This is a genomic window from Stenotrophomonas sp. HMSC10F07, from assembly GCF_001807895.1.
GTDB lineage: Bacteria > Pseudomonadota > Gammaproteobacteria > Xanthomonadales > Xanthomonadaceae > Stenotrophomonas > Stenotrophomonas sepilia.
The window spans coordinates 140376-165853 of the sequence record NZ_KV791446.1 but is presented as its reverse complement, the minus strand read 5'-3'; the positions used below and the strand labels follow the sequence as shown (position 1 = coordinate 165853).

The window sequence follows — 25478 nt, the reverse complement described above, 5'->3', positions numbered from 1 at the left end:
ATCGTGGCCACCAACACGCTGGGGAGCGTCCAATGTCTTTGCGCCGGCACAACGGCTTCACGCTGGTTGAACTGATGGTCACGCTGGCCGTCTTCGTGGTCCTGGCGTCGATCGCCTATCCGAGCTTCCGCGGCATGATCCGCTCGAACCGGCTGGCGACCGCCAACAACGAGCTGATCGCGCTGGCCAACCTGGCCCGCAGCGAAGGCATCCGCAACAGCAACGGTGGCGGCGTCTGTGGCAGCGCCGATGGCAAAGCCTGTGATGGCGACTGGTCCAAGGGGGTACTGGCCTGGTCGGACCTGGATGGCGACGGCCAGATGGGCAGCAATGACGTCGCGCTGCGCTTTTCACAGGGCAATCCGCAGCTGAGCGTAGTTGGCCCGCCGGGTGCGGTCATCGCCTTCGACGGGCGCGGCCGGCGCAGGGCGGTCGCCGATCAGACGCTGGTGCTGTCGCCGGATGCGTGCAAGGCCGGCGAATCGAAAAGCACCTTGACGATCAACCAATCCGGCCAGGTCCGGGTGACCAAGGGAACCTGCTCATGAGCCGCCGCAACCTGGCCCGCCCGCGTTCGTCGCAGGGGGGCTTCAGCCTGATCGAAGTGATGGTGGCGGTGCTGATCCTGGCATTCGGGCTGCTGGGCTTCGCCCTGCTGCAGACCACCAACGTCCGCTTCGTGCAGAGCGCGAACTACCGCACCCAGGCGACCAACCTGGCCAACGACCTGATCGAACTGATGCGCGCGCAGCGCACCGACACCCTGGCCGGTGGCGCCTATTCCTCGGCCTCGTTCTCGGCCGGCTCGGTGAAGCCCAGCGGCGCCTGCGCCTGGCCGACCGGCGCCGCCGTGACGCCGCAGGCGAACGTCGCGCGCTGGCAGTGCGAGGTCGCACGCACGCTGGGCGAGAAGGCCAGCGCACAGGTGACCTTCGTGCAGAGCACCGGCGAGGTCACCGTGGCCATCAGCTGGGGTGACCAGCGCTGGGATCCGAAGGACCCCGACAGCCTTACCACCTTCGGCCTGACGACCTTCCTGTGAACATGCCCATGAGTCCAATTTCGCGCACCCGAGGCCTGTCGCTGATCGAACTGATGATCGCCATGGTCATCGGCCTGGTCCTGATGCTGGGCGTCACCCAGATCTTCATCGCCTCGCGTGCGGCATCGCGCCTGTCCGAAGGTGCGGCCCGTACCCAGGAGAACGCGCGCTTCGCGCTGGACTTCCTGCAGCGTGACCTGCGCATGGCCGGCCACTTCGGCTGCGTCAACGACCAGGCTCATGTGGTCAAGAACACCGGCGATGTCGGTTATCACCTGGGCATCAGCTCGGGCAGTGGCGACCCGCAGGATTTCTCGGTTCCGGTGCAGGGGTATGAGGCGGCAGGTACGGCGCCGGGCGCCACCCTGACTCTAGGCCGCGCGTGGAGCGCGGCGCAGTCGGTGCCGAAGAGCATCGCCAACCTCAAGCCGGCGCCACTGCCGGGCAGCGACATCCTGGTGCTGCGCCTGATGAGTCCGGAAGGGGCCGTGGTGACCGGCATCTCCGTGGCCGCGGGCGCGACCACGCTGACCGTCTCCAGTGATGGCATGGCCCGGCTGAAGGCCAACGCCGCAGGTGCGCCGACGGTCTTCGGCATAGCCGACTGCACCCGTGCCGACGTGTTCCCGGCCACCATCAGCGGTTCGACGGTGAAGGTGGACAAGGTCGACCTGAGCAACTATTCGATCAACAACGCGATGACCATGCTGTATCGCGCCGATGGCATGGCGTACTACATCGCGACCAATCCCAATGGCGAGCCGGCGCTTTACCGGGCACGCGCGAATGGCGCCGGCGGCTACGCCGATGGCGAGGAGCTGGTGGAAGGCATCGAGAACATGCAGTTCCTGTACGGACTGGATGCCACCCCGGATATCGCCCTGCCCACACCGCCGACCGGTCGCATCGTCGACCAGCGCGTGGCCAGTGCGGTCAGCACCGGTACCGATGCCACCGCCGCAGGGCAGTGGCGCCGCGTCGGCATGGTGCAGGTCGGCCTGCTGGCGCGCAGCCCGCAGCGTGCGTCGGCCGAGGCGCCGGGCAGCGCGGCCACCTATCCGGCCATCCTCGGGGTGGGCTTTGCCCCGGCCGATCCTTATGACCAGCGCCATCGGGGCGCCTATGAAGCGTCCGTTGCGCTGCGCAACCGCTTGTTCGGGAACTGACGACCATGCGCACTCATCCTTCCTCCCGACGCCGTCCCTTCGTTGCCCAGGCACGACAGCAGGGTGCCGTTCTCTACGTCGCGCTGATCATGCTGGTGCTGCTGGCCCTGCTGGGCGTCATCGGCATGCAGGTGGCCGGCATGCAGGAGCGCATGGCGGCCGGCTACCGGGCGACCAACATGGCGTTCCAGAACGCCGAAGGCGCGGCGCGCAGCGCCGAGAACGCGGTGGAGAACATCGCCAATCGCAAGGATGCCGGTGCCAATCCGGCCGTAGCGTCCGCCGACATCAGCCAGCAGTGCGATGACGGCTTCGATCCGTCGGCCTGGGTCGCGAAAACCAAGCTGGGCAGCAAGCCGGCCATCTATGTCCGTGAGATCCAGGGTTGCATCCAGGGGGAGGGTGCGCTGGACATGGGCAAGTCGGTGGAGAAGCCAACGCCGGTCTACCAGATCACGACCTATGCCGGTGATACCACCAGTGATGCGACGTCGCGTGCGGCGATCGATACCGTATTCAAGCTGTGAGGGTGGGGAACCCATGAACACTCGCAACCGCAGGATCCTGGCAGGCGTTGGCCTTGCCGTGTTGGCCGCTGGCGGCTATCTGGCGCATACCTTGTTTGCCGCACAGGCGCAGGGCGTGCTGGCACAGGAGCCGATGAACGTGCAGACCCGCGCGACACCGGCGTTCATCATGGCGGTGGACGATTCGGGTTCGATGAACTTCGAGCGCATGTTCCCCGGTGGTGACGGCCGCATGCGCTGGAACACCAGCACCGGAAGCTTCTTCAACAATGACGGAAGCTTCTTCAGTGTCGGTTCGGCGTGTTCGACCAGTTCGGCGGACTGCTACCTCTACCTGTACCCGCACGCGGAATTCAACAAGGAATATTCGCCGGGTCGCGCCATTCCGCCGCTGGACATCTACGGCTTTGCCCGTTCCCATGTCTACAACGCCAGCTACTTCAACCCGGCAGTGACCTACCGGCCGTGGACCAATGCCGACGGCACGCTGTGGCCGAATGCCTCGATCACCCAGACCCGCGCCGATCCCCGGTCCGGGCAGCGCGGCTACAATGCCGTGTACAACATGACCGTCAATCGCGCCGAGACGTCGGAGAAGTTCCAGTTCGTCAGCGGCATGCGGATTCCCGACCTTTCCGGCACCGGCAATGAATACTATGTCGACAGCTGGTGGGATGGCGGGTGGAAGACCGCTGCGATCAGCAACACCGGCAATACCACATACGCGATCAGCTACTTCCCGGCCACCTTCTACCTGCCGGCCGCAGCGCCTGCACCGGACGGATACAAGACCGACGACGCCAGTCGCCCGGTGATCAAGGGTGCCTGTGGTCCGGGCTGCGACATGCGCCGCTACCAGATCAAGTCGGGCAACTACTCGAGCCCGGCCGCCTACAACGCCGCGATCCAGAATTTCTCCAACTGGTTCCAGTATCACCGCAATCGCGTGCTGGCCATCGTCGGTTCGTCGACTGCCGCCCTGGTGAGCGTCGATACGATGCGCGTGGGCTACTTCACCATCAACAAGCTCAGCAACGCGACCATGTATGACATGGTCACCAATCGTGCCGATCTCTACAAGCAGATCTACACGCTCACCGGCAATGGCGGCACGCCCAACCGCCGCGCGGTTGAATATCTGGTCGACCAGTTCCGTCGTACCGATGCCGACGCCCCCGTGCAGCTGGCCTGCCAGCGCAATGGCGGCATGCTGTTCACCGACGGCTACACCAACTCCGGCAATGCACCCAACGGATCGTTCGGTGATGCGGACTCGGTGAATTCCACGCACCTGCCGTCCATTCCGTTCGCCGATGGCTACAGCAATACCATCGCCGACATCGCGGCGGCGGCCTATGCCGGCGCCCGCACACCCCTGCGCACCGGCACCAGCTTCCCGGCCGGCCAGGTGCCGGTCAGTGACAAGTGCAGTTCGCTGGACAAGAGCAGCCCGGACTGGAAGCGCCTGGACTGCCAGACCGACCTGCACATGAACTTCTACGGCGTGACCCTGGGCGCGCAGGGCAAGATCTATGGCGTCAACCAGGCAGCGACCGACGATCCCTACAAGAACCCGCCGAACTGGGCTGGCAACGGCAACCCGCTGAATGTCGACGACGGTACGGTCATCGATGAACTGTGGCACGCGGCCGTCAACAGCCGTGGCGAGTTCATCAATGCGCAGACGCCGGCCGACGTCACCGAGGCCATGCGCCGGGTACTGTCCTCGATCACCGGTGGTGCGTCGCCTTCAGGCACGATCGGTATCAGTGGTGCACGCATCGGTACCGGCTCGTTGGCGGTCACCCCGCGTTATGACATCACCAACAGCGGCACTGATTGGTCGAGCAAGCTGACCGCGTCCAGCGTCAAGGTCAACGCCAACCAGGTGGCCGAGCTCACCGAGGTGTGGGAAGCCTCCAGCCGCCTGACATCGTCCGGCCGCCGGATCGTCGCCAACAAGCTGGGTTCGCCCGTGGATTTCAACAGCGCCCGCATCAGCCTGCAGGACCTGTGCAGCAAGCCTGACGGCAAGTACGCGACGATGCTGGTGTGCTCCACCGACAAGCTGACGGCGATCAAGGCTGATCTGGCCAGCGCGATCAACTATCTCAGTGCCGACAGCTCGACCGAAGTCCGCAACGGTGGCAAGTATCGTGACCGCACCACGCCGCTGGGTGACATCGTCAATTCGGCGCCGGTGGTGAGCTCGCCGCTGGACGACTACGGTTACCGCCAGTTGGGTGGCACCTACGCAAAGAGCTATACGGACTACCTGGCCACCAAGGCCAAGTCGCAGCGGTACATGGTCTATGTCGGCGCCAATGACGGCATGCTGCACGCCTTCGACGGCGGCATGAAGGCCGATGCCAAGCAGGACGGCACCGGTGGCACGGAGAGCTTTGCCTACATCCCGGCCACCGCGCTGGGCCACATGGCCAACCTGCTGTTCCCCTACAAGTCCGACACGGCCGACCAGACCTTCCGTCATCGTTACTACGTCGATGGTCCGGTGACGGTGTCCGATACGTTCAACGGCACCGCCTGGCAGACCAGCCTGGTAGGCACCACGGGTGCGGGTGGCCGTTCGGTGTTCGCACTGGACGTCACCACGCCGGGCAGCTTCGGCACCGGCAACGTGCTGTGGGAAATCAGTGACATCAATTCGTCGCTGCGGGATGAGGTGCGCAACAACATCGGTTTCGTGCTGGGCAAGCCGGTGATCGTGCCGGTGAAGAGTGGCACCGGCGTGGCCTGGAAGGCGATCTTCGGTAATGGCTACGGCAGCGCCAACGGCAAGGCGGTGTTGTTCGTGGTCGATATGGCCAGTGGCGACATCCGGATGATCGAAGCCGTCGAGGGTACCTCGGGCGCTGGCATCTCCGGTGACAACGGATTGGGCAATGTGGTCGTTGTCGATCGTTGGACCGGTACCAACCAGGATGCGCGCGGTCGTGATGGCCTGGCCGACACCGTCTATGCCGCCGATCAGCGTGGCGCCGTGTGGAAGTTCGACCTGACCAGCAGTGCGAATACCACGTTGACCGTGCCGATGTTCACCAGCCAGGTTGCCCAGGACTCCTCCAACAGGACCTACCGTCAGCCGATCACCGGTGGCATGACCGCCGCGACCGGTCCTTCGGGCGGCGTGATGCTTTACTTCGGCACCGGCAGCTTCTCCTTCACCAGCGACAAGGATGACAAGTCGCAGCAGGCGCTGTACGCCGTGAACGATCTGTCGGGCAAGACGGTGACCTCGACGGTGACCGCTGCCAACCTGGTACCGTACACGGCCGCGGCCGCCGCTGCAGGCGTTGATGAGCGCAAGATCACCGCGGGTGCGGCGCCGGCCAACGCCCGCGGCTGGATGATCCAGCTGCCTGCCGGCAACGGTGAACGCGCAGTAGGTAACCCGATCCTGGTCAGTGGCATTGTCTTCATGCCGACCTATGTACCCAACATGGAAACGGTTGGCTGTTCGACCAGTGGTTCGAACTGGCTGTTCGGGTTGTCGTCGATCAGCGGCCTGCCAATGCTGGAGAACGTCCGTTATGGCTCGCCGACCGGCAGCCGACCCGCCTCCGGCACCGCGGCCATTGCATTGAAGACAGGAGGAACCGCGCCGGTGCGTGACGTTTCGCTGTCGGTGTTGCCACGTCCGACGGACAACAAGGCACCGCCTGGTGGCAGCTCCTGCTGGATGGCGGTGGGTGCTGCGGGCAGCCAGTCGCTGTATCTGCCTTACCCGTGCGGTCGCCAGTCCTGGCGCCAGCTCCAGTAACCCAAGTGCGAGGATCCACGCCCATGTTGCACACTCCCATGCCTCGCCGCGCGGCTGGCTTCACGCTCATTGAATTGATGATCGTGGTGATCGTCATCGGCATCCTGGCGGCGATCGCCATTCCGTCTTACCAGGAGTACGTGCGCCGATCGCATCGCGCCGTGGTGAAGGCGGACCTGGCCGAGTATGCGCAGCGTGCGGAGCGCTACCACACCAGCAACAACTCCTACACCGGCTACGCACTGCCGACCAAGGTGTCGCCGCGTGATGGAGGGACTGCGCGCTACAACCTGGATTACAAGGGAGACGGCACCAGCTTCACCATCACCGCCACCCCGCAGGGCACGCAGGCCAAGGACAGCTGTGGCAAGTTGAGCGTGGACCAGGCCAACCGCAAGACGGCCGACGGTGGCGTTGCCAGCTGCTGGTGAAACAGGTGTTGATCTTCCTGTAATCGACCAGTACAATGCGCCTCCCCGCCCGAATAGCTCAGCCGGTTAGAGCACTTGACTGTTAATCAGGGGGTCGTTGGTTCGAGTCCAACTTCGGGCGCCAGATACTGCAGAAGCCGCGAGAAATCGCGGCTTCTGCTTTTCTGCGCAGGCATTCAGCAGGGCGTATCGCGGTTCACGCGCTCACTCCGGACGCGGCCGCCATTGTTGACGATCAATGCGCCATGCAGCTGGTTGCCCGCGCAGATGCGCAGGGTCAGGTTGGCCCCCGGGCTGCGTCCATCTGCCTGGAAGAACAGCAGCGGACGCCCGCTGCTGGCCTGGGCAAGGATCGAGACGTCCGAGCGCCCGGTGTGGTGGCTCAGGATCGCCTCCGGCGAGGCAGGCTCCCCGCGCTGGTCGCCGCTGCGGTAGATGATCCAGCCGGCGCTCCAGTCGTCACTGCAGTGCCGGCCGTCGACACTGGCGCAGAGGCCGATCAGCTCCCGTCTGCGCACGGCCTCGCTGCGTGCGCCGGACAGGCTGGCATGCAGGGTCAGTTGCAGTGCATCGGCGCGTTGCCGCAGCAGCAGGGGCTGCAGCGCCGGCCAGGACGCGGCCAGCAGCACCGCCAGCACAGTGATGACCACCAGCAGTTCGGTCAGGTGCACGCCCCGCGCAGAGCGGGGGCCGAGCGGGCAGGGGGCTTGGGCAGTGCGCATGCATCCAGCCTCCGCGCCCGGCTGTGCGGCCGCCATCGGGAATCCCCGTAGCGGTCTGCCCGGAGACCCCTCAGCCGGCCGTCACCCCTCGCCCCGTATACTGACCCTTCCCGGGAACTGGCAACACCATGAGCGACAGTTTTGAACTTGTCTCGCCGTATTCGCCGGCGGGCGACCAGCCCAACGCCATCGCGAAGCTGACCAGCAACTTCGAGGCCGGCATCGCCAAGCAGACCCTGCTGGGCGTGACCGGCTCGGGCAAGACCTACACCATCGCCAACGTCATCCAGAACGTTCAGAAGCCGACGCTGATCATGGCACCGAACAAGACGCTGGCGGCGCAGCTGTATGGCGAGTTCAAGGCGTTCTTCCCGCACAACGCGGTGGAGTACTTCGTCAGTTATTACGACTACTACCAGCCCGAAGCCTACGTGCCGTCGTCGGACACCTTCATCGAGAAGGACAGTTCGATCAACGAACACATCGAGCAGATGCGGCTGGCCGCGACCAAGACCCTGCTGTCGCGCCCGGACGCGATCGTGGTGGCCACGGTGTCCGCGATCTATGGCCTGGGTGCGCCGGAAGACTACCTTTCACTGCGCCTGATCCTGTCCAAGGGCGAGCGCATTGACCAGCGCGACCTGATCAACCACCTGACCCAGCTGCAGTACACGCGCAATGAGTACGAGCTGCAGCGCGGTACCTTCCGCGTGCGCGGCGAAGTGATCGACGTGTTCCCGGCCGAGTCGGACAGCGAAGCACTGCGCCTCGAACTGTTCGATGGCGAGGTCGAGAAGATCACCCTGTTCGATCCGCTCACCGGCGAGACGCTGCGCAACATGCAGCGCTTCACGGTCTACCCGAAGACCCACTATGCGACCACGCGCGAGCGCGTGCTGGCGGCGATCGAGACGATCAAGGTAGAGCTGAAGGAGCGGCTGGAGCAGCTCTACGCGCAGAACAAGCTGGTGGAGGCGCAGCGCCTGGCGCAGCGCACGCAGTTCGACCTGGAAATGATGGCCGAGGTCGGTTACTGCAACGGCATCGAGAACTACTCGCGGCACCTGACCGGCAAGAATGCCGGCGAGCCGCCACCGACCCTGTTCGACTACCTGCCGCCGGATGCGCTGCTGGTGATCGACGAATCGCATGTGACCATTCCGCAGATCGGCGCCATGTTCAAGGGTGACCGCTCGCGCAAGGAAACCCTGGTTGAGTTCGGTTTCCGCCTGCCGTCGGCGCTGGACAACCGCCCGCTGCGCTTCGAGGAATGGGAGGAGCGCTGCCCGCGCAGCATCTACGTGTCGGCCACGCCCGGGCCCTATGAACTGCGTGAAGCCGGTGACGAGATCACCGAACTGGTGGTGCGCCCAACCGGCCTGATCGACCCGGTGGTGGAGATCCGGCCGGTCGGTACCCAGGTCGACGACCTGATGAGCGAGGCCAACGCGCGCATCAAGGCGGGCGACCGCGTGCTGGTCACCACGCTGACCAAGCGCATGGCTGAAAACCTCACCGAGTACCTCACCGAACACGGTATCCGCGTGCGCTACCTGCACTCGGACGTGGATACGGTCGAGCGCGTGGAGATCATCCGCGACCTGCGCCTGGGCAAGTTCGACGTGCTGGTCGGCATCAACCTGCTGCGTGAAGGCCTGGACATGCCCGAGGTATCGCTGGTGGCGATCCTCGATGCCGACAAGGAAGGCTTCCTGCGCTCCACCGGCTCGCTGATCCAGACCATCGGCCGCGCCGCACGCAACGTGCGCGGCAAGGCGATCCTGTACGCCGACAAGATCACCCGCTCGATGCAGGCGGCGATCGATGAGACCGACCGGCGCCGTGCCAAGCAGGTCGAGTACAACGAAGAACATGGCATCGTGCCGCGCTCGGTGGCGCGCCCGATCGTCGATGTCCTCGAAGGCGCGCGTTCGGATGCCGCCGAGAAGGAAGCCAAGAAGGGTAAGGGCAAGGGCCGGGCGAGTGTGGCCGAAGAAGCGGCCGACTATCGTTCGCTGTCTCCGGCGCAGCTGGCGACCCGTCTCAAGGCGCTGGAACAACAGATGTACCAGCACGCCAAGGACCTGGAATTCGAAGATGCCGCACGGGTGCGTGACCAGATCCGGCAGCTGAAGGAAGCCAGCCTGGGCTGAACGTGGCAGTGCAGCATCATCTTCACAAAAGTGTTGCGCTTCACGGCCCGCATCCGTAATATACGCGGCCTGCACCGACGCAATCGCGGAAATGCAGAAGCAAAACGGGCGGTTAGCTCAGCGGTAGAGCACTACCTTGACATGGTAGGGGTCACAGGTTCGAACCCTGTACCGCCCACCACGAAGTCCTCGGAAGAGGGCTGTCGTGAACTGCAAAGCCCGGCCCTGGCGCCGGGTTTTTACGTAACAAGGCCAGCCTTCGGGCGGCAAGAACAAGATGGGCGGTTAGCTCAGCGGTAGAGCACTACCTTGACATGGTAGGGGTCACAGGTTCGAACCCTGTACCGCCCACCACCTGCTCCCGGCGTTGCCGGTGAAGTGGTGGAAACGATGAAAGCCGGCCCCGGGGCCGGCTTTTTTCGTTCCGGGGAGCCTGGCGTTCCCGCGAAGCTGCATCCGTGCCGGTTCAGTGGAATGAAATCAGTGGGTAATGCTGATCGAACGCTGGATGCGCCACTGGCCGTCGACGCGTTCCCACAGCTGCGCCACACCTACCCGGGCCAGCGCAGGATGAGGGCTGGCGCCAGTGTCGTCTGTCGATTGCTGGCTGCCCAGCCGCAGCACGCGGTCCTGGCGCAGGTGATAGAGCTGAAGGGGCTGCGCTTCATGCATGGCCTGCCGATCCTCGGTGCGCAGGATCTGGCTGCGCAGGGCATCCTCGGTGGGCCCGCAGCCGTCGCCGAACAGGCTGGAGAACAGCAGGATCAGGGCAAGCATCGGCATGGCACGGTGCTCCAGCGGGAAAGTGCGTGCAGGCTGGCATGGTCGGCCGGGCACCGCAGCCGGCCTGCGACGAAGGCGGGGATTGGGCCGCCAAAGGCAGGCAGATGGCGATGAATCCGGGCCGCGCAGGCGTAGACTCGGCGCTACTGCGCAACTGCGCGATTACTGCAAGGAACTGCCGCATGAGTGATCACGTCCCGGTGTCCAGGCCCAATCCGCTCATGGAACGCCTGTTCGGCGGCAACATGCTGGAAGGCACGTTCAAGGCAGTGATCTGGGTCGCAATCCTGAGCGCGCTGCTGGCGTGGACCACGCTGCGCTGAATGACGCTGCCGCGCCGGGCCTGCCGGGTGGCGGGACCTGCTGACCCGATCACTCCCGCTGCCGCCAGTGCGGCGGCAGTGCCTGTGCGGGTGCTGTCAGGCGCTGAAGGCCTGGCGCAGGCTGCGCAGGGTGGCCTGGCGATGTTCCCTGGCCGTTGGCTCGCCCATCTCCAGCTCCTGCAGGCGCAGTCCGACCAGAGTCATCGACAACGCATAGCCGCGTGCCGCGTCGGCAACGCGTGACAGGCCCACTGCACGGCGGGCCAGTGCATTCACATGTTCAAGGTCGGGCATCAATCCCAGATAGGCGCGTTCTGCGCTGTCCAGGTCCGGTGCACGCAGGATCGCGTGGGCTTCTGCGGTGGGGGAGACGGAGGCCATGGGGGTCCTTGTCAGGGGCAGCGACAGCATCGTTCGGCCACATTGCGGGTGATGGCTGCGCATGCTGAAGGGGCAACATTGTCAGAACATTGCGCCTGCAACCGCTGGCATGCATGGGCGCAAAACCATAGCGCCAGGCACTATGATCGGCAGCGTTTCCGGTTGACGAGTCCCTGATGCGCATCCTCCTGGTCGAAGACGATCCTGATCTGTCCCGCGCCCTGCAATCGGGCCTGGAGCGGCAGGGCGTGGTCGCCGATGTGGTCGGCAGCCTGGCCGAGGCCGCGCTCGCGTTGCGCGAACCGGTGCACCAGCTGCTGCTGCTCGATCGCCAGCTGCCCGATGGCGATGGCGCCGGATTCGTCGCCTCGGCGCGTGCGCTGCGGCCGAACCTGGCGGTGATCATGCTCACCGCCAAGGGGACGCTGTCGGACAAGGTCGAAGGCCTGGACGTCGGTGCCGATGACTATCTGGTCAAGCCGGTGGCGATCGAGGAACTGATGGCACGCATCCGCGCTGTATCGCGCAGGCCTTCGGCGATGGTGACGCCGAGCCTGCGGCTGGGGCGGCTCGAGTTCGATTTCGAATCGCTGCAGGCACAGGTGGAGGGCCAGCCCCTGGCATTGCCACGTCGGCAGGTGCTGGTGCTGCAGGCGTTGGCGATGCGGCAGGGCCGCACGGTTACCCGCAGTGCCCTGGAGGCTGCAGTGTACGGGTTCGATGATGAGATCCAATCCAATGCGCTCGATGCGCATATCTCCAAGCTGCGCAAAGCGCTGCAGCAGGCCGGGGCGGGGGTGGAGATCCATGTGATCCGCGGCGTCGGCTACCTGCTGGCGGAGGCCTGAGATGGCCCGTCCGATCCGTTCGATCACCCTTGGCCTGGCTTGGCGCCTCTTCCTGGCGCAGGCCTTCACCGTACTGTTCGCGGTGGTCGCATTGATCCTGACCTGGGGTGACAAGGACTCCTGGGGCATGGACATGTTCGTTGCCGAGGCGGTGGCCAAGGCGGTGCACAGCGAAGGCGGGCGCCTGGTGCTGGACCAGGCGCGCTGGGACAAGCTCGATGCCAACGCCGGGGGAAATCTCTGGTTCGCCGCGGTGGATGACAAGGGCATGTGGCTCGAGCGCGGCACCATCCCAGCCATCCACGCGCCGATGCTCGCGCGGCTGCCGACCGTGGGCGCCACGGAACTGGGCTCGCTGGTGCCCCCCTATCTGGACGTGGCGCGGGTGATGATCCGCAACGAGGACGGGCGCCGCATCACCGTGATGGTCGGTGGCGCGCCCAAGGGGGGGCTGCTGGATGGCGCGCTGATGGTGCTGCGCCTGATCGGCCTGTGGTTCTTCCTGCCACTGATCGTGGTCACCCTGCTTGTGATGCCGACCGTGATCCACCGTGCCATGCGCGGCGTGCGCCGTTCTGCGCAGCAGGCCAAGGAACTGGATATCGGCCAGCCCGGTGCGCGGCTGGATGCGCGGCTGGTCTCCACGGAAGTGGCGCCGCTGGTGGAAGCCTTCAACGATGCCATCGACAAGGTGCAGCAGGGCTATGCAGCGCGCGACAAGTTCCTCGCCGACGCGGCGCACGAATTGCGCGTGCCGATCGCCGTGGTGCAGGCGAGACTGTCTCAGCTGCCGCAGGGCGAGCTGAAGTCGCAGTTGCTGACCGACGTGGCGCGGCTGGGCAATGTTGCCGAGCACCTGCTCGATCTGCAGCGCCTTGACCGCAATGTCGGCGCACTGCAGCGGCTGGACCTGGCCCTGCTGGTGCGTGAGGCAGCCGCGGACCTGGCGCCGTTGGTGGTGGGCGCCGGCTATGGATTCGAAGTGGACGCGCCGGAATCTTCGGTGTGGATCCACGGCGACAGTCTGGCGCTGGGGCGGGTGATTGCCAACCTGGTGCACAACGCGATCGTGCATGGTGGTGGCCGTGGCACCATCTGCGTGCGGTTGGATGCGCGCGGCTTGCTGGAGGTCAGCGATCAGGGTGCGGGCATTCCAGTGAGCGACCGCGAGGCGATCTTCGAGCCGTTCCATCGCCTGCGCGCGGCGGGCAGCGGCAGTGGCCTGGGCCTGCACCTGGTGAAGGAGATCGTGCAGCACCACGGTGGCTCGGTCAGTGTCGGTGAGGCTGCGGGAGGCGGCGCAAGCTTCCGGGTCAATTTCCATCGCGGTAGCGTCCGGCGCTGACGCGTTTGCGGGGCAAGTCCCGATAGGCAAGCTGCCGCCGGTAGCGGCAGGCTGGACCCATGGCCGTCCAGCTTTCCCCGTCTCCCTTGCTGGGCAGTGGCGCCGCTGCGGCGCTGACACTGGGGGCGCTGGCCTGCGTGCAGCTGCCGCGGCTGCCGCCGCTGTGGGTCTGCACGGTGATGATCGTGCTTGGCATGGCGGGGTGGGGCCTGCGTTGGCGGGGGCGCCTGCCCGCGGTCGTGCTGCTGGGCGCCGGATGGACGGCGATGCATGGGCACTGGGCAATGCAGGAACAGCTGCCGCCAGGCCAGCCAGCACGGGATGTGGTGGTCAGTGGACGGGTCATCGATCTGCCGGACCATGGAGCCGCGCACACCCGCTTCCTGCTGCAGGTCAGCGAGAGCAGCGAACTGCCATCGCTGCGCGGCAAGCGCCTGCAGGTCACCTGGAACGATGCCTGGCGTGCCGCTGACGCCACCGACGCCGGGCGTGGGCGCCATCAGGTCCTGGCCGGCGCGCAGTGGCATCTGGCCTTGCGCGTGCGGGCGCCGCGTTCGCGGATCAATCCCGGTGGTTTCGACGGTGAACGCCACGCGCTGCTGCGCGGCGTGTCCGGCAACGGCACGGTGCGGGCGCCGGCCAGCGCGCGCGAGCTTCAGGCCGCGCATGGCCTGCCGGCATGGCGTGAACGCACCAGCGCCGCCATCGCCGCGCAGGTGGCCCATCCAGCCGCGCGCTTCGTGCAGGCACTTGCCTTGGGCGATACGCGTGGCCTGTCCGACGCCGATTGGGATCAGCTGCGGGCGCTGGGCCTGACCCATCTGGTGGCCATTTCCGGATTCCATGTCGGGGTAGTGGCCGGGCTGGGGGCGTTGCTGTGTCGAGGGCTGTGGTGGCTGTGCCCGCTGCTGGCCCGGCATTGGCCACGCCCCCAGGCGGCGGCCTGCGCCGCGGCCCTGTCCGCAGCGGGCTATGCGGTGCTGGCCGGCGGTGAATTGCCGACCGTGCGCACTGCACTGATGATCGGGCTGGTGGCGCTGGCGCGTAGCGGGCGGCGCCCACTGGGTCTCGTGCAGGGGCTTGCACTGGCGGCGCTGGCGCTGCTGCTGCCGGCGCCCCTGTCAGTGCTCTCCGCGGGCTTCTGGCTCAGCTTCGGCGGCGTCCTGTGGCTGGTCTGGTGCCTGCCGCAGGGACGTCCGCGTGGGGTGGTCGCAAACCTGCGCGGGTTCCTGGCCGCACAAGGGGTGGCCAGCGTCGGCCTGTTGCCGCTGGGCATCGCCTTGTTCGGTGGCACCGCCTGGCTGGGGCCGCTGGTGAACCTGCCGGTCATCCCGTGGTGGACATTGCTGGTGGTGCCCTTGTCGCTGCTCGGCACCGCCCTGCAGGTGCTGCATGACGGCGCCGGGCGCTGGGCGTGGCGCGCAGCGGCGTGGTTGTTCGAAACCAGCTGGCAGGCCCTGCAGCCACTGGCGGCGCATCCACAGGCGATGTGGTGGTTGGCCGAGGCACCGGCCTGGGCAGTGCCGGCGGCGCTGCTGGGCGTGTTCTGGTGGCTGCTGCCACGCGGTGCCGGGGGCGGGCTGGCTGGCCTCCTGCTGTGCCTGCCGCTGCTGTGGCCGTTGCGCGAGCGGCCGGCCGAGGGAGAGCTGGAGCTGCTGGTGCACGACGTCGGGCAGGGCACGGCGGTATTGCTGCGTACCGCGCGGCATGCGCTCTGGTACGACGTGGGACCGCCGATCGGGGGTGAGGGCAGCGAGCGGGTCCTGGTTCCGTCATTGCGGGCGCTGGGGCAGGCACGGCCCGACCGCGTGCTGATCAGTCACGACGATCTCGATCATGCCGGCAACCTGCCGAGCCTGCGCCTTCAGTTGCCGGAGCTGCCCCTGTTGGCGCCGCCGGGCAGCACGATCGCCGGGGCCGGGCGCTGCCAACGCGGCCTGCGCTGGCGCTGGGACGGCGTCGACTTCCAGGTACTGCACCCGGATGCCGGCAGCCAGCGGGCTGAAAACGAGGACAGCTGCGTGCTGCGCGTGGCCAGCGCGCATGGTGGGGTCCTGTTGCCCGGGGACATCGGCCGCCCGGCCGAACAGGCGCTGCTGCGGGCGTCTCCGGCGGCGCTGAAGGCGGATGTGGTGCTGGTGCCGCACCATGGCAGCGGCGGCAGCTCCAGCGCGCCCTGGGTGGCGGCGGTGTCAGCCCGGCTGGCGCTGGTTTCGGCCGGGCACCAGAACCGCTTCGGCCACCCGCGCCGGGACGTGGTCCGGCGCTGGCAGGCGCAGGGAGCCGAGGTGGTGTCCACTGCGGAGTCCGGGGCGATCCGCGTATGGCTTGGCGCACAAGGGCTGCAGCTGCGTGAACAGCGTATCCATGCATCCCGGTGGTGGGATGCCGCTGGGCGGGCGCGGTCGGCTGTTATCCTATCGCCGATCAAACAAGCGGCCGTTGGGCCAGAGGGTTGAAACGTGTGGGAACTGGTCAAGGCCGGTGGCTGGCCGATGGTGCCGCTGCTGCTGTTGGGCGTACTGGCTTTGGCGATCATCCTGGAGCGTTTCTGGTCCCTGCGGCGGACTGAAGTGCTGCCGCCCGGCCTCGGCCAGGAAGTGCGCAACTGGGCCGCACGCGGCAAGCTTGACCCGGCGCACCTGCAGACCCTGCGTGCCAACTCGCCGCTGGGGGCATTGCTGGCGGCCGCGCTGGAAGCCCGCAATCGTCCGCGCGACCAGATCCGCGAGCGCATCGAGGACACCGGCCGCCATCTGGTGCACCGCATGGAACGTTTCCTCAACGCGCTGGGCACCATTGCCTCGGCCGGCCCGCTGCTGGGCCTGCTGGGCACGGTGATCGGCATGATCCAGATGTTCCTGGGCATCCTCGACCATGGGGTGGGCGACGTGAACCAGCTGGCCGGCGGTATCGGCAAGGCGCTGGTGTGCACCGCCACGGGCATGATCGTGGCCATTCCGGCACTGATGTTCCATCGCTACTTCAAGGGCCGCATCCACGGCTACGTGGTGGAAATGGAGCAGGAAGCCAGTGCCCTGCTGGACACGCTCGACGGTCGCCCCGGGGTGATGAACCCGGCCGCGCCGGCGCGACCGGCCAACGCCGCGACGGCGAAGGCCTGATCGATGCGTATCGGCAATGACCGCTCCCAGGATGAGCCGCATATCGATCTGGTTCCGCTGATCGACGTCATCCTGGTGCTGATCATCTTCTTCGTGGTCACCACCACCTTCGATGCGCGCTCGACGCTGCAGGTGCAGCTGCCTACCGCCAGCCAGCAGCCCAACAACGAGCCGCCGCGTTCGCTCAGCGTGCTGATCAACGCCGAAGGCCGCTATTTCATCAATGACCAGGAAGTGCTGCGCAGCGACGTCGAGTCGGTCAAGCAGACCATCGCGTCCGTGGCCGGCAGTGACCGCAGCCAGCCCGTGCTGCTGCGCGCCGACGCACGCACTCCCTACCAGGCCGTGGTGACCGCGCAGGACGCGCTCGGTCAACTCGGTTTCCGTCGTATCGCCATTGCAACTGCGCCAGAGGTGCGTCCATGAGTTCCCATCACGCGCCGGTGTGGCCGATCTACAAACGTCTGCTGGGCTACACCCGCACCTACTGGGTGTTCATGGTGGGCGCGGTCATCGCCATGGTGGTCGAGGCCCTGGCCGGCTACCACTTCACCAAGCTGATGGAGCCGCTGGTCAACGAAGGTTTCGTCGACCCGCAGCCGCGCGCGGCCGTGGTGCTGCCGCTCACCATCCTCGGCCTGTTCCTGATGCGTAGCGTGGCCACCTGGGTCAGTGACTACACGCTGGCCAAGACTGGCCGCAGCGTGGTCCGCGACCTGCGTGAGCAGGTGCTGCAGAAGTACCTGCACCTGCCGTCGTCGCACTTCGATACCGAAGCGACGCCGGTGATGGTCAGCCGCCTGAACTTCGATACCGAGCAGGTCACCCAGGCCAGCGCCGACGCGCTGAAGACCGTGGTGGCCGACACCCTCACCATCATCGCGATGCTGGCGGTGATGCTGCAGATGAGCGTCAAGGTGACCTTGGCAATGCTGCTGGTGGTGCCGCTGATCGGTGGCATCGTGTCCTACGTGGGCAAGCGCTACCGCCGCATCAGCCGCGGCATCCAGGACGGCATGGGCACCATGGCGCAGACTGCCGAGCAGTCGCTGGCCGCGCAGCAGGAAGTGAAGGTGCACGGCACCCAGCAGCATGAGATCTCGCGCTACTCGCGCCTGGCCAACCGCATGCTGGCGCTGAACATGAAGGTCGAGGTCACCCGCGCCGCCGCCTCCAGCGTGGTGCAGTTCCTGGCCGCACTGGCGCTGGCGGTGATCGTCTGGGTATCGACCCGCGAGGCCCTGGCGGGCCGGCTCAATGCCGGCCAGTTCATGGGCCTGATGACCTCGATGATGGCCATCATTCCATCGCTGCGCCGCCTGACCAGCGTACAGACGTCGATTTCGCGCGGTGTCTCTGCTGCCGAGCGCCTGTTCGGCATTCTCGACATGCCAGTGGAGCGCGACCAGGGGCAGCGACACGTGCAGCGCGTGCGGGGCGAACTGGCGTTCGACCACGTCATGCTGCGTTACCGCGAGGACAGCGGCATCGCCCTGGATGACATCAGCTTCGTTGCCAGGCCAGGCACGGTGACGGCCATTGTCGGCCGTTCCGGCAGTGGCAAGACCAGCCTGATCCGGCTGGTGCCACGCTTCTACGAGCCCAGCGGCGGTGTCATCACCCTCGACGGCGTGGCACTGGACGACTACCCGCTGGCCGACCTGCGCCGGCAGGTGGCAATGGTCGGGCAGAAGGTCATGCTGTTCGATGACACCATCGCTGCCAACATCGCCTATGGCATGGAAGCGACCGACGAGCAGATCCGCGCGGCGGCCGAGGCCGCCAACGCGTGGGAGTTCATCGCACGCATGCCGCAGCAGCTGCAGACCCCGGTGGGCGAGAATGGCGCGCTGCTGTCCGGTGGCCAGCGCCAGCGCCTGGCGATTGCCCGCGCGATCCTGCGCGACGCCCCGATCCTGATCCTCGACGAAGCCACTGCGGCGCTGGACAACGAATCCGAGCGCCTGGTGCAGGACGCGCTGCAGCGCCTGATGCCCGAACGCACCACGCTGGTCATCGCGCACCGGCTGTCGACCATCGAGCATGCCGACCAGGTACTGGTCATGGATCATGGCCGCATCGTTGAACGCGGCACGCACAAGGAGCTGCTCGAACTGGGCGGCCTGTACCAGCATCTGCACAGCATGCAGTTCCGCGAAAGGCAGGACTGATGGCCGGCAAGGGCACCCAGACCCCGCCGTACTGGTATGACGGCACCCCGGTTCCGTGGGCGATGCGGCTGCTGGCGCCGCTGTACGCAGGTGTCACCGCACTGCGCCGGCGCGCCTATCGGCGTGGCTGGCGCAAGCGCCACTCGCTGCCGGTGCCGGTCATCGTGGTCGGCAACATCACCGCCGGTGGTACCGGCAAGACGCCGCTGACGATTGCCCTGGTCGAGCGCCTGCGCGCGGCCGGCTGGAAGCCGGGCGTGGCCAGCCGCGGCTATGGTCGCGAAGACGCCGACAAGCCGCTGTGGGTGCAGGCCGATACGCCAACCGCGAAGGGCGGTGACGAACCGGTGCTGATCGCCTGGAAGTCCGGCGTGCCGGTGCGCGTGGACCGTGACCGTGTCGCCGCCGGCAAGGCGCTGATCGAGGCCGGCTGCGATGTGATCGTCTGCGACGACGGTTTGCAGCACTACCGGCTGGCGCGCGACATCGAGATCGAAGTGGTCGATGCCCAGCGTCGCTATGGCAATGGCCGGATGATCCCGGCCGGGCCGTTGCGCGAGCCGGTCAGCCGCGCGAGCGAGTGCGATTTCCGCGTGGTCAACCTCGGCCAGGCCGATGAGGAGACCGCGGCACAGGCCTGTGGCTTCGGCCAGTGGCCAATGTCCCTGCACATCGACAGTGCGCAGCCGCTGGCCGGTGGCCGCGCGCGCCCGCTGGCGTACTTCAAGGGCCAGCGCGTGCACGCGGTGGCCGGCATCGCCCATCCACAGCGCTTCTTCGACATGCTGCGCGCGCGCGGGATCGGCGTGGTGCCGCATGCGTTTGCCGACCACCAGGCCTACCAGCCGCAGGACCTGTCCTTCGGCAGCCAGTTGCCGGTACTGATGACCGAAAAGGATGCGGTGAAATGCCGGGCGTTCGGCAACGACTGGCACTACGCGGTTCCGCTGCGTGCCGAGTTGCCCGCCGCGTTCTGGGTGGCGTTGACCGATCGCCTGGACAAGCTGCGACCGAACTGAGTGGCGCGGCGGCGCTTGCATTCACGCGCCGCTGGCCGCATTCCCGTTGTAACGAGCCTGCCGAGAACCGCCCGCATGACCGAATTCGTCGTCGCCATTCCGGCCCGCTTTGCCGCCTCGCGGCTGCCGGGCAAGCCGCTGCGCCCGCTGGGCGGTGAGCCGCTGGTGCTGCATGTGGCGCGCCGCGCGCTGCAGGCCGGTGCCCGCGAGGTCTGGGTGGCGACCGACGACCAACGCATTTCCGATGCGCTGTCCGGGTTGGCCGAGGTGAAGGTGGCGATGACCGCGACCACGCATGCCTCGGGCACCGATCGCCTGGCCGAGTGCGCACGCATTGCCGGCTGGGCCGATGACACGGTGGTGGTCAACCTGCAGGGCGACGAACCGTTCGCGCCGGCGACCGGCATCCGCGCGGTGGCCGATGCTCTGGTCGCTGGCACTGCGCCGATGTCGACTCTCGCCACGACCGTCGAGGACGCGCACACCCTGTTCGACCCGAACGTCGTGAAGCTGGTGCGCAACGTGCGCAACGAGGCGATGTACTTCAGCCGCGCGCCGATCGCCTGGCACCGCGACGGCTTCGCACGCAGCCGCGACACGCTGCCGGACGGCCATCACTGGCTGCGCCACATCGGCATCTATGGCTATCGCGCCGGCTTCCTGCAGCAGTTCGCGGCGATGCCGCCTGGCCAGCTGGAGCAGGTCGAATCGCTGGAGCAGCTGCGCGTGCTGGAAGCGGGCTACCCGATCAGCGTGGCGATCTCGCCCGAGCCGTTCCCGCCGGGCATCGATACGCCCGAGGACCTGGAGCGCGCCGAGGGGCTGCTGCAGGCGATGGCCGCGCGATGAGGCTGCTGGTCGTCTGCCTCGGCAACATCTGCCGTTCGCCGATGGCCGAAGGGGCGCTGCGCGCACGCCTGGATGCCTCGCCGCTGGCCGGGCGGGTGCAGGTCGATTCGGCCGGTACGGGCGACTGGCACGTGGGCGAGCCGCCGGACCGCCGCGCGATCGCCTGCGCGGCCGGACACGGCGTGGACATTGGCGGCCTGCGCGCACGTCAGCTGCAGGCGGTGGATTTCGACCGTTTCGACTGGATCCTGTGTGCCGACGAGACCAACCTGCGTGATGCCGGGCGCCTGGCGTCGGCGACCCAGCGTGAACGGCTGGCGTTGTACCTGCCCTGGTCCGGCGGGCAGGGGCGGGTAGCCATCCCTGACCCCTACACCGGCGGCAGCGATCATTTCGAACAGGTCTGGTCGCTGGTCGACGATGCTGCAAAACGTGCGGTGGCACGACTGTTGCATGACGCCGACTCCGGCATAATCAGGTCATGAACGTCCAGCCCGTCCCGGACCTGCCCGAATTCGCCACCTGGCTCAATGCCACCCCCTGCACCCTGACCGAACTGCGCGGCCGGCCGGTCGCGCTGCTGTTCGTCAATGCGGCCTCCGCCTGGAGTGCGCAACGCCTGGCCGAGTTCGGTCAATGGATGTCGCGCCACCCGGGCAAGCTGCAGCCGCTGGTGCTGCAGGTGCCGCGTTTTGATTTCGAACGCGATGCCACGGCCGCACTGAAGCTGCTGCGCCGTCAGGGCCTGAGCATGCCCGTGCTGCTCGATGCCGACTGGGATGGCTGGCGCCGCTTCGGCGTTACCGCCTGGCCGACGATGGTGCTGCTGGACGCGCAGGGCCGCGAACAGCAACGGCTGGTCGGGCAGGGCGCGCCCGGTGAACTGGAGCGCGCCTTGAACGCGCTGTGCCAGGGTGCACCTTCGGCGCCGCCGCGTGGCGGCAGCGAACTGCATCCGGAACCGCGCCAGGCCCTGCGCTTCCCGCAGGGCCTGGCGGTCAGCACCGAACGCCTGTACATCGCCGACAGCGGCCATCACCGCATTCTCGAATGCAGCCATGGCGGCCGCATCCTTCGTCAGTTCGGCCTCGGCACCGCCGATTTCATGGATGGCAATCTCGCCGAAGCAGCGTTCCACCGCCCGCAGGCGCTGGTGCTGGAGCGCGATTCGCTGTACGTCGCCGATACCGGCAACCATGCCGTGCGCCGCATCAATCTGCTGACCGGCATCGTCGACACGCTGTGCGGCAACGGGCGACCCGGCGCGCCGGTGGAGGGCCCGGTGGCGCAGGCGCGGCAGGTCTCGCTGGACCATCCGGTTGGCCTGGCCATCGCCGACAACCAGCTGCACATCGCAATGGCCGGCGACAACCGCATCTGGAGCTACCACCTGGGCCAGCGCAGCCTGCAATGGCGCGCCGGCAGTGGTTCCATCGACGAGCGTGATGGCAGTGGCCATCTGGCTGCCTTCGCGCAACCGACCGCGCTGGCCGTGGTGCAGCAGGTGCTGTACGTCGCCGATGCGTTGGGATCCTCGATCCGTGCACTGCAACTGCGTGGTGACCTGGTGCAGACACTGGTCGGGCAGGGGCCGTGGCGCTTCGGCAGTGAAGACGGCCCGCGCGCGCAGGCCAGCCTGCAGTTCCCGCAGGCGATCGCACTGGGCGCGGACGCCCCGCTGCTGTGGATCGCCGACACCGGCAACGGTCGCCTGCGCACGCTGCGCCTGGGCGGCGGTGAACTGACCACCCAGCCGCTGCCGCGCCGCCTGCACGGCCCGGCTGGCCTGGCCGTGGGCGCAGGTGCGGTGTGGATCGCCGAGACCGACGCCCATGCCGTGCTGCGATTCGACCCCGACAGCGGCGTGCTCAGCGAAGTCCCGATCAGCGAATGACCGACGTTCCCGCCCCGGCCTTCGACGGCAAGGCCTTCGCGGCCCAGCTCAGCACCGCCCCCGGCGTGTACCGCATGTACGCGGCCGACGACACCCTGCTGTACGTGGGCAAGGCGCGCGCGCTGCGCAACCGCGTCGGCAGCTATTTCAACGGCAGCCCGAAGAACGCGCGGATCATGTCGATGATCTCGCAGATCACGCGCATGGACGTGACCGTGACGCGCTCGGAAGCCGAGGCGTTGCTGCTGGAGAATCAGCTGATCAAGTCGCTGTCGCCGCGCTACAACGTCTCGCTGCGCGACGACAAGACCTACCCGCATGTGCTGCTGACCCGCGAGGACTGGCCGCGCATCGCCCTGCATCGGGGCCCGCGCGCCATTCCCGGCCGCTATTTCGGGCCGTATCCGGGCGTGACCGCAGTGCGCGAAACGCTGAACCTGATGCACAAGTTGTTCAAGCTGCGCAGTTGCGAGGACAGCGTGTTCCGCAACCGCTCGCGGCCGTGCCTGCAATACCAGATCGGCCGCTGCAGCGCGCCCTGCGTGGAGCTGGTGCCGGCCGCGGACTACGCCGAATCGGTGCGCCGTGCTGCGCTGTTCCTGGAAGGCAAGAGCGACGAGCTGACCCGCGAGCTGGGCGAGCAGATGCAGGCCGCCAGCGAGGCCCTGGAGTTCGAGCAGGCCGCGCGCCTGCGCGACCTGATCTCCTCGCTGCGCAGCATGCAGACGCGCCAGTACGTGGACGGCCGCGCCGCCGACCTGGACGTGCTGGCGGTGGCCATGCAGGGTTCGCAGGCCTGCGTGCTGCTGCTGGCCTTCCGCGATGGCCGCAACCTCGGCACCCGCCCGTTCTTCCCGCGCACCAATGGCGAGGAGAGTCCGGAGGAAGTGCTGGCCGCGTTCGTCTCGCAGTACTACATCGAATTCGAGCCGCCGCGCGAGATCCTGCTGGATCGCGAGATTCCCGATGCTGACCTGCTGGTCGCGGCGCTGTCGGCCTCGGCCGAGCGCAAGGTGCAGCTGAAGTGGAACGTGCGCGGCGAGCGCGCCGGCTATGTGGAGCTGGCCAGCCGCAACGCGCAGCTCACCCTGGCCACTGAACTCAACAGCCGCAATGCGCAGCATGCGCGCAGCGATGCACTGCGCGAGATGCTGGGCCTGGCCGAGCCGGTCAAGCGGGTCGAGTGCTTCGATATCAGCCATACGCTGGGCGAGGCCACTGTGGCCTCGTGCGTGGTGTTCGACGCCGCCGGTCCGGTACGCGCGCAGTACCGCCGCTTCAACATCAGCGGCATCGAGCCGGGCGACGACTACGCCGCGATGCGCCAGGCCATCGATCGGCGCTTCCGCCGTGCGGTGGAAGAGCAGGGCGTGCTGCCGGACGTACTGCTGATCGACGGTGGTGCCGGTCAGCTGGCGCAGGCGCAGGCCGCGCTGGCCGACCTGGGCGTGGAAGGCGTGCTGCTGGTGGGCGTGGCCAAAGGCGTGGAGCGCCGCGCCGGCCACGAAGCGCTGGTGATGCCCGATGGCCGCGAGCTGCGCCCGGGCGCGGCCAACCCGGCGCTGCAGTTCATCCAGCAGGTGCGCGACGAGGCGCATCGCTTTGCCATCACCGGCCACAGGGGGCGCCGCCAGAAGGCGCGGATGACCAGCAAGCTGGAGGATATCCCCGGCATCGGGCCGCGCCGCCGCGCCAGCCTGCTCAAGCATTTCGGCGGTCTTGTGGGCCTGAAAGCCGCTGGCGAAGCGGAAATCGCCAAGGTGGAAGGCATCAATGACGCCCTCGCGGCACGTATCTACGCTAACCTGCACGGGTTGGCCACGCCTGATGCGGCCGAGTAGAGAGAGAAGCACGCAAGCATGAAGTTGACCCTGCCCACCTGGCTGACGTTGTTGCGGATCGTGATGATCCCGGTGCTGGTGCTGGTGTTCTACCTGCCCTACACCTGGACCAACTTCGCTTCGGCGGCGATCTTCGGCCTGGCCGCGATCACCGACTGGCTCGACGGCTGGATCGCACGCCGTTACCAGCTGGAGTCGGCCTTCGGTGCGTTCCTCGACCCGGTCGCGGACAAGCTGATGGTGGCAGTAGCGCTGTTCCTGATCGTGCAGGGCCATCCGACGCCGTGGATGGCGTTCTGGGCGGCAGTGATCGTCGGCCGCGAGATCGCGGTATCGGCGCTGCGAGAGTGGATGGCCGAGCTGGGCCAGCGCGCCAAGGTGCGCGTGGCGATGATCGGCAAGATCAAGACCACCGCGCAGATGGTCGCGCTGCTGTGCCTGCTGTATTCGGTGGCCCCCAACGTGCCGGTGGAAGACATCTGGATGGGCTGGCCGGTGTTCCACATCGGTGACTGGACTTTGGCGATTGCCGCGGTACTGACCCTGTGGTCGGGCCTGCAGTACCTGCACGCCGCCTGGCCGAGCCTGCGCGATGACGAGCGCGCCGCGCGCGAGCGTGCACGGCAGAAGAAGCTGGGCAACTGAGCCCCGGGGTCGGATCCCTTTCCGCAGGAAAGGGCTCTGACCCCACGGTTGCTGCCATCCACGCATGGCGTGGATCTACTGGAAATGCTGCATCCACGGATGATGCGGATCCAACGGTGTGCGAGGATGCTGTAGTAGATCCACGCCATGCGTGGATACGCGGTGCAAGGCGCCTCGCAGGCCCCGAAAAAACCGCTTGACGCCATTCCCAGAATAGGTAGAATTTCGCCTCCCAAGCGGGAATAGCTCAGTTGGTAGAGCGCAACCTTGCCAAGGTTGAGGTCGCGAGTTCGAGTCTCGTTTCCCGCTCCAAGTTATGATCTACAGACTTCCACTGACGTCTGTAAGTCGTTGAAAAGAGGGGCTTCGGCCCCTTTTTTCATTCCAGCGAGCGCCACGGAAATCCACCCACAGCTACCGTTTTTAAGTGAC

The 25478-nt window shown here is 67.0% G+C and carries 23 protein-coding genes and 4 tRNA genes; 24 read left to right on the top strand and 3 right to left on the bottom strand.

All coding sequences use genetic code 11. The features are described from left to right. Positions 1-32 precede the first annotated feature (32 nt). The 7 genes from HMPREF3114_RS18600 (at position 33) to HMPREF3114_RS18570 (ending at position 7071) form a co-directional block, all read left to right on the top strand. Positions 33-548 carry a pilus assembly FimT family protein gene (locus HMPREF3114_RS18600; RefSeq protein WP_053500312.1) on the top strand — a complete coding sequence of 172 codons (516 nt, stop codon included), beginning with the start codon at positions 33-35 and terminating at the stop codon, positions 546-548. Next, positions 545-1042 (top strand): type IV pilus modification protein PilV, encoded by a 498-nt coding sequence (gene pilV, locus HMPREF3114_RS18595; RefSeq protein WP_005415962.1) that lies wholly within the window; start codon positions 545-547, stop codon positions 1040-1042. Before HMPREF3114_RS18600 ends, pilV begins: the two co-directional genes overlap by 4 nt. Before the next feature lie 8 nt (positions 1043-1050). Beyond that, entirely contained in the window at positions 1051-2208 is a 1158-nt protein-coding gene (locus tag HMPREF3114_RS18590) for a PilW family protein (protein ID WP_005415963.1), read from the top strand. A gap of 5 nt (positions 2209-2213) precedes the next feature. Next, positions 2214-2735: a pilus assembly PilX family protein gene (locus tag HMPREF3114_RS18585; protein WP_032954069.1), complete on the top strand. Its 522-nt coding sequence runs from the start codon at positions 2214-2216 to the stop codon at positions 2733-2735. A gap of 13 nt (positions 2736-2748) precedes the next feature. Then, positions 2749-6516, top strand: coding sequence for a pilus assembly protein (locus tag HMPREF3114_RS18580; protein WP_053500314.1), 3768 nt, complete (start codon positions 2749-2751; stop codon positions 6514-6516). 23 nt (positions 6517-6539) lie between these two features. After that, positions 6540-6947: a type IV pilin protein gene (locus HMPREF3114_RS18575; protein ID WP_005415966.1), complete on the top strand. Its 408-nt coding sequence runs from the start codon at positions 6540-6542 to the stop codon at positions 6945-6947. Positions 6948-6994: 47 nt separating this feature from the next. Beyond that, positions 6995-7071, top strand: a tRNA-Asn gene (locus HMPREF3114_RS18570). A gap of 52 nt (positions 7072-7123) precedes the next feature. Here HMPREF3114_RS18570 and HMPREF3114_RS18565 read toward each other — a convergent pair. Beyond that, a complete protein-coding gene (locus tag HMPREF3114_RS18565) occupies positions 7124-7669 on the bottom strand; it encodes a GspH/FimT family pseudopilin (RefSeq protein WP_005415967.1) in 546 nt (181 codons plus the stop codon). A gap of 128 nt (positions 7670-7797) precedes the next feature. On the opposite strand from HMPREF3114_RS18565, the gene uvrB reads away from it, so the two are divergent. The 3 genes from uvrB (at position 7798) to HMPREF3114_RS18550 (ending at position 10176) form a co-directional block, all read left to right on the top strand. Next, a complete protein-coding gene (gene uvrB / locus HMPREF3114_RS18560) occupies positions 7798-9822 on the top strand; it encodes an excinuclease ABC subunit UvrB (RefSeq protein WP_005415968.1) in 2025 nt (674 codons plus the stop codon). 106 nt (positions 9823-9928) lie between these two features. Further along, positions 9929-10003 (top strand) — tRNA-Val (locus tag HMPREF3114_RS18555). A 98-nt stretch (positions 10004-10101) separates the two neighbouring features. Then, positions 10102-10176 (top strand) — tRNA-Val (locus HMPREF3114_RS18550). A 126-nt stretch (positions 10177-10302) separates the two neighbouring features. On the opposite strand, the gene HMPREF3114_RS18545 is transcribed toward HMPREF3114_RS18550, so the two are convergent. Then, positions 10303-10605 carry a hypothetical protein gene (locus HMPREF3114_RS18545; RefSeq protein WP_053500528.1) on the bottom strand — a complete coding sequence of 101 codons (303 nt, stop codon included), beginning with the start codon at positions 10603-10605 and terminating at the stop codon, positions 10303-10305. Between the two features lie 182 nt (positions 10606-10787). Here HMPREF3114_RS18545 and HMPREF3114_RS21250 point away from each other — a divergent pair, with 182 nt between their 5' ends. Next, a complete protein-coding gene (locus HMPREF3114_RS21250; protein WP_171955946.1) occupies positions 10788-10928 on the top strand; it encodes a hypothetical protein in 141 nt (46 codons plus the stop codon). A 96-nt stretch (positions 10929-11024) separates the two neighbouring features. On the opposite strand, the gene HMPREF3114_RS18540 is transcribed toward HMPREF3114_RS21250, so the two are convergent. Beyond that, positions 11025-11309 carry a hypothetical protein gene (locus HMPREF3114_RS18540; protein WP_053500526.1) on the bottom strand — a complete coding sequence of 95 codons (285 nt, stop codon included), beginning with the start codon at positions 11307-11309 and terminating at the stop codon, positions 11025-11027. A 176-nt stretch (positions 11310-11485) separates the two neighbouring features. Between HMPREF3114_RS18540 and HMPREF3114_RS18535 the strand changes: the two genes are divergently transcribed. The 13 genes from HMPREF3114_RS18535 to HMPREF3114_RS18475 all read left to right on the top strand — a co-directional run bounded on the left by HMPREF3114_RS18535 (position 11486) and on the right by HMPREF3114_RS18475 (position 25358). Beyond that, positions 11486-12157, top strand: coding sequence for a response regulator transcription factor (locus HMPREF3114_RS18535; protein WP_049415866.1), 672 nt, complete (start codon positions 11486-11488; stop codon positions 12155-12157). A 1-nt stretch (position 12158) separates the two neighbouring features. Then, on the top strand, positions 12159-13502 hold the full coding sequence (locus tag HMPREF3114_RS18530; protein ID WP_005415974.1) for a sensor histidine kinase: 1344 nt from the start codon (positions 12159-12161) through the stop codon (positions 13500-13502). Positions 13503-13561: 59 nt separating this feature from the next. Next, positions 13562-15961, top strand: a complete 2400-nt coding sequence (locus HMPREF3114_RS18525; RefSeq protein ID WP_053500522.1) for a DNA internalization-related competence protein ComEC/Rec2 — start codon at positions 13562-13564, stop codon at positions 15959-15961. A gap of 3 nt (positions 15962-15964) precedes the next feature. Further along, positions 15965-16627, top strand: coding sequence for a MotA/TolQ/ExbB proton channel family protein (locus tag HMPREF3114_RS18520; RefSeq protein WP_005415976.1), 663 nt, complete (start codon positions 15965-15967; stop codon positions 16625-16627). 3 nt (positions 16628-16630) lie between these two features. Beyond that, on the top strand, positions 16631-17053 hold the full coding sequence (locus HMPREF3114_RS18515) for an ExbD/TolR family protein (RefSeq protein WP_005415977.1): 423 nt from the start codon (positions 16631-16633) through the stop codon (positions 17051-17053). Then, positions 17050-18798 (top strand): lipid A export permease/ATP-binding protein MsbA, encoded by a 1749-nt coding sequence (msbA, locus tag HMPREF3114_RS18510; protein ID WP_053500520.1) that lies wholly within the window; start codon positions 17050-17052, stop codon positions 18796-18798. The genes HMPREF3114_RS18515 and msbA overlap by 4 nt, the downstream gene beginning before the upstream one ends. Then, positions 18798-19817 (top strand): tetraacyldisaccharide 4'-kinase, encoded by a 1020-nt coding sequence (gene lpxK / locus HMPREF3114_RS18505; RefSeq protein WP_053500518.1) that lies wholly within the window; start codon positions 18798-18800, stop codon positions 19815-19817. The genes msbA and lpxK overlap by 1 nt, the downstream gene beginning before the upstream one ends. Before the next feature lie 75 nt (positions 19818-19892). After that, the gene (gene kdsB, locus HMPREF3114_RS18500; protein ID WP_053500516.1) at positions 19893-20666 is read left to right on the top strand and encodes a 3-deoxy-manno-octulosonate cytidylyltransferase; all 774 of its coding nucleotides are present in this window, start codon (positions 19893-19895) and stop codon (positions 20664-20666) included. Continuing rightward, positions 20663-21151 (top strand): low molecular weight protein-tyrosine-phosphatase, encoded by a 489-nt coding sequence (locus HMPREF3114_RS18495; RefSeq protein WP_053500514.1) that lies wholly within the window; start codon positions 20663-20665, stop codon positions 21149-21151. The genes kdsB and HMPREF3114_RS18495 overlap by 4 nt, the downstream gene beginning before the upstream one ends. Then, positions 21148-22560: a hypothetical protein gene (locus HMPREF3114_RS18490; RefSeq protein WP_053500512.1), complete on the top strand. Its 1413-nt coding sequence runs from the start codon at positions 21148-21150 to the stop codon at positions 22558-22560. Before HMPREF3114_RS18495 ends, HMPREF3114_RS18490 begins: the two co-directional genes overlap by 4 nt. Then, positions 22557-24401: an excinuclease ABC subunit UvrC gene (uvrC, locus tag HMPREF3114_RS18485; protein WP_053500510.1), complete on the top strand. Its 1845-nt coding sequence runs from the start codon at positions 22557-22559 to the stop codon at positions 24399-24401. The genes HMPREF3114_RS18490 and uvrC overlap by 4 nt, the downstream gene beginning before the upstream one ends. 18 nt (positions 24402-24419) lie before the next feature. Beyond that, the gene (gene pgsA / locus HMPREF3114_RS18480; protein ID WP_005412825.1) at positions 24420-25046 is read left to right on the top strand and encodes a CDP-diacylglycerol--glycerol-3-phosphate 3-phosphatidyltransferase; all 627 of its coding nucleotides are present in this window, start codon (positions 24420-24422) and stop codon (positions 25044-25046) included. Between the two features lie 236 nt (positions 25047-25282). After that, a tRNA-Gly gene (locus HMPREF3114_RS18475) sits at positions 25283-25358 on the top strand. Positions 25359-25478: the final 120 nt, after the last annotated feature.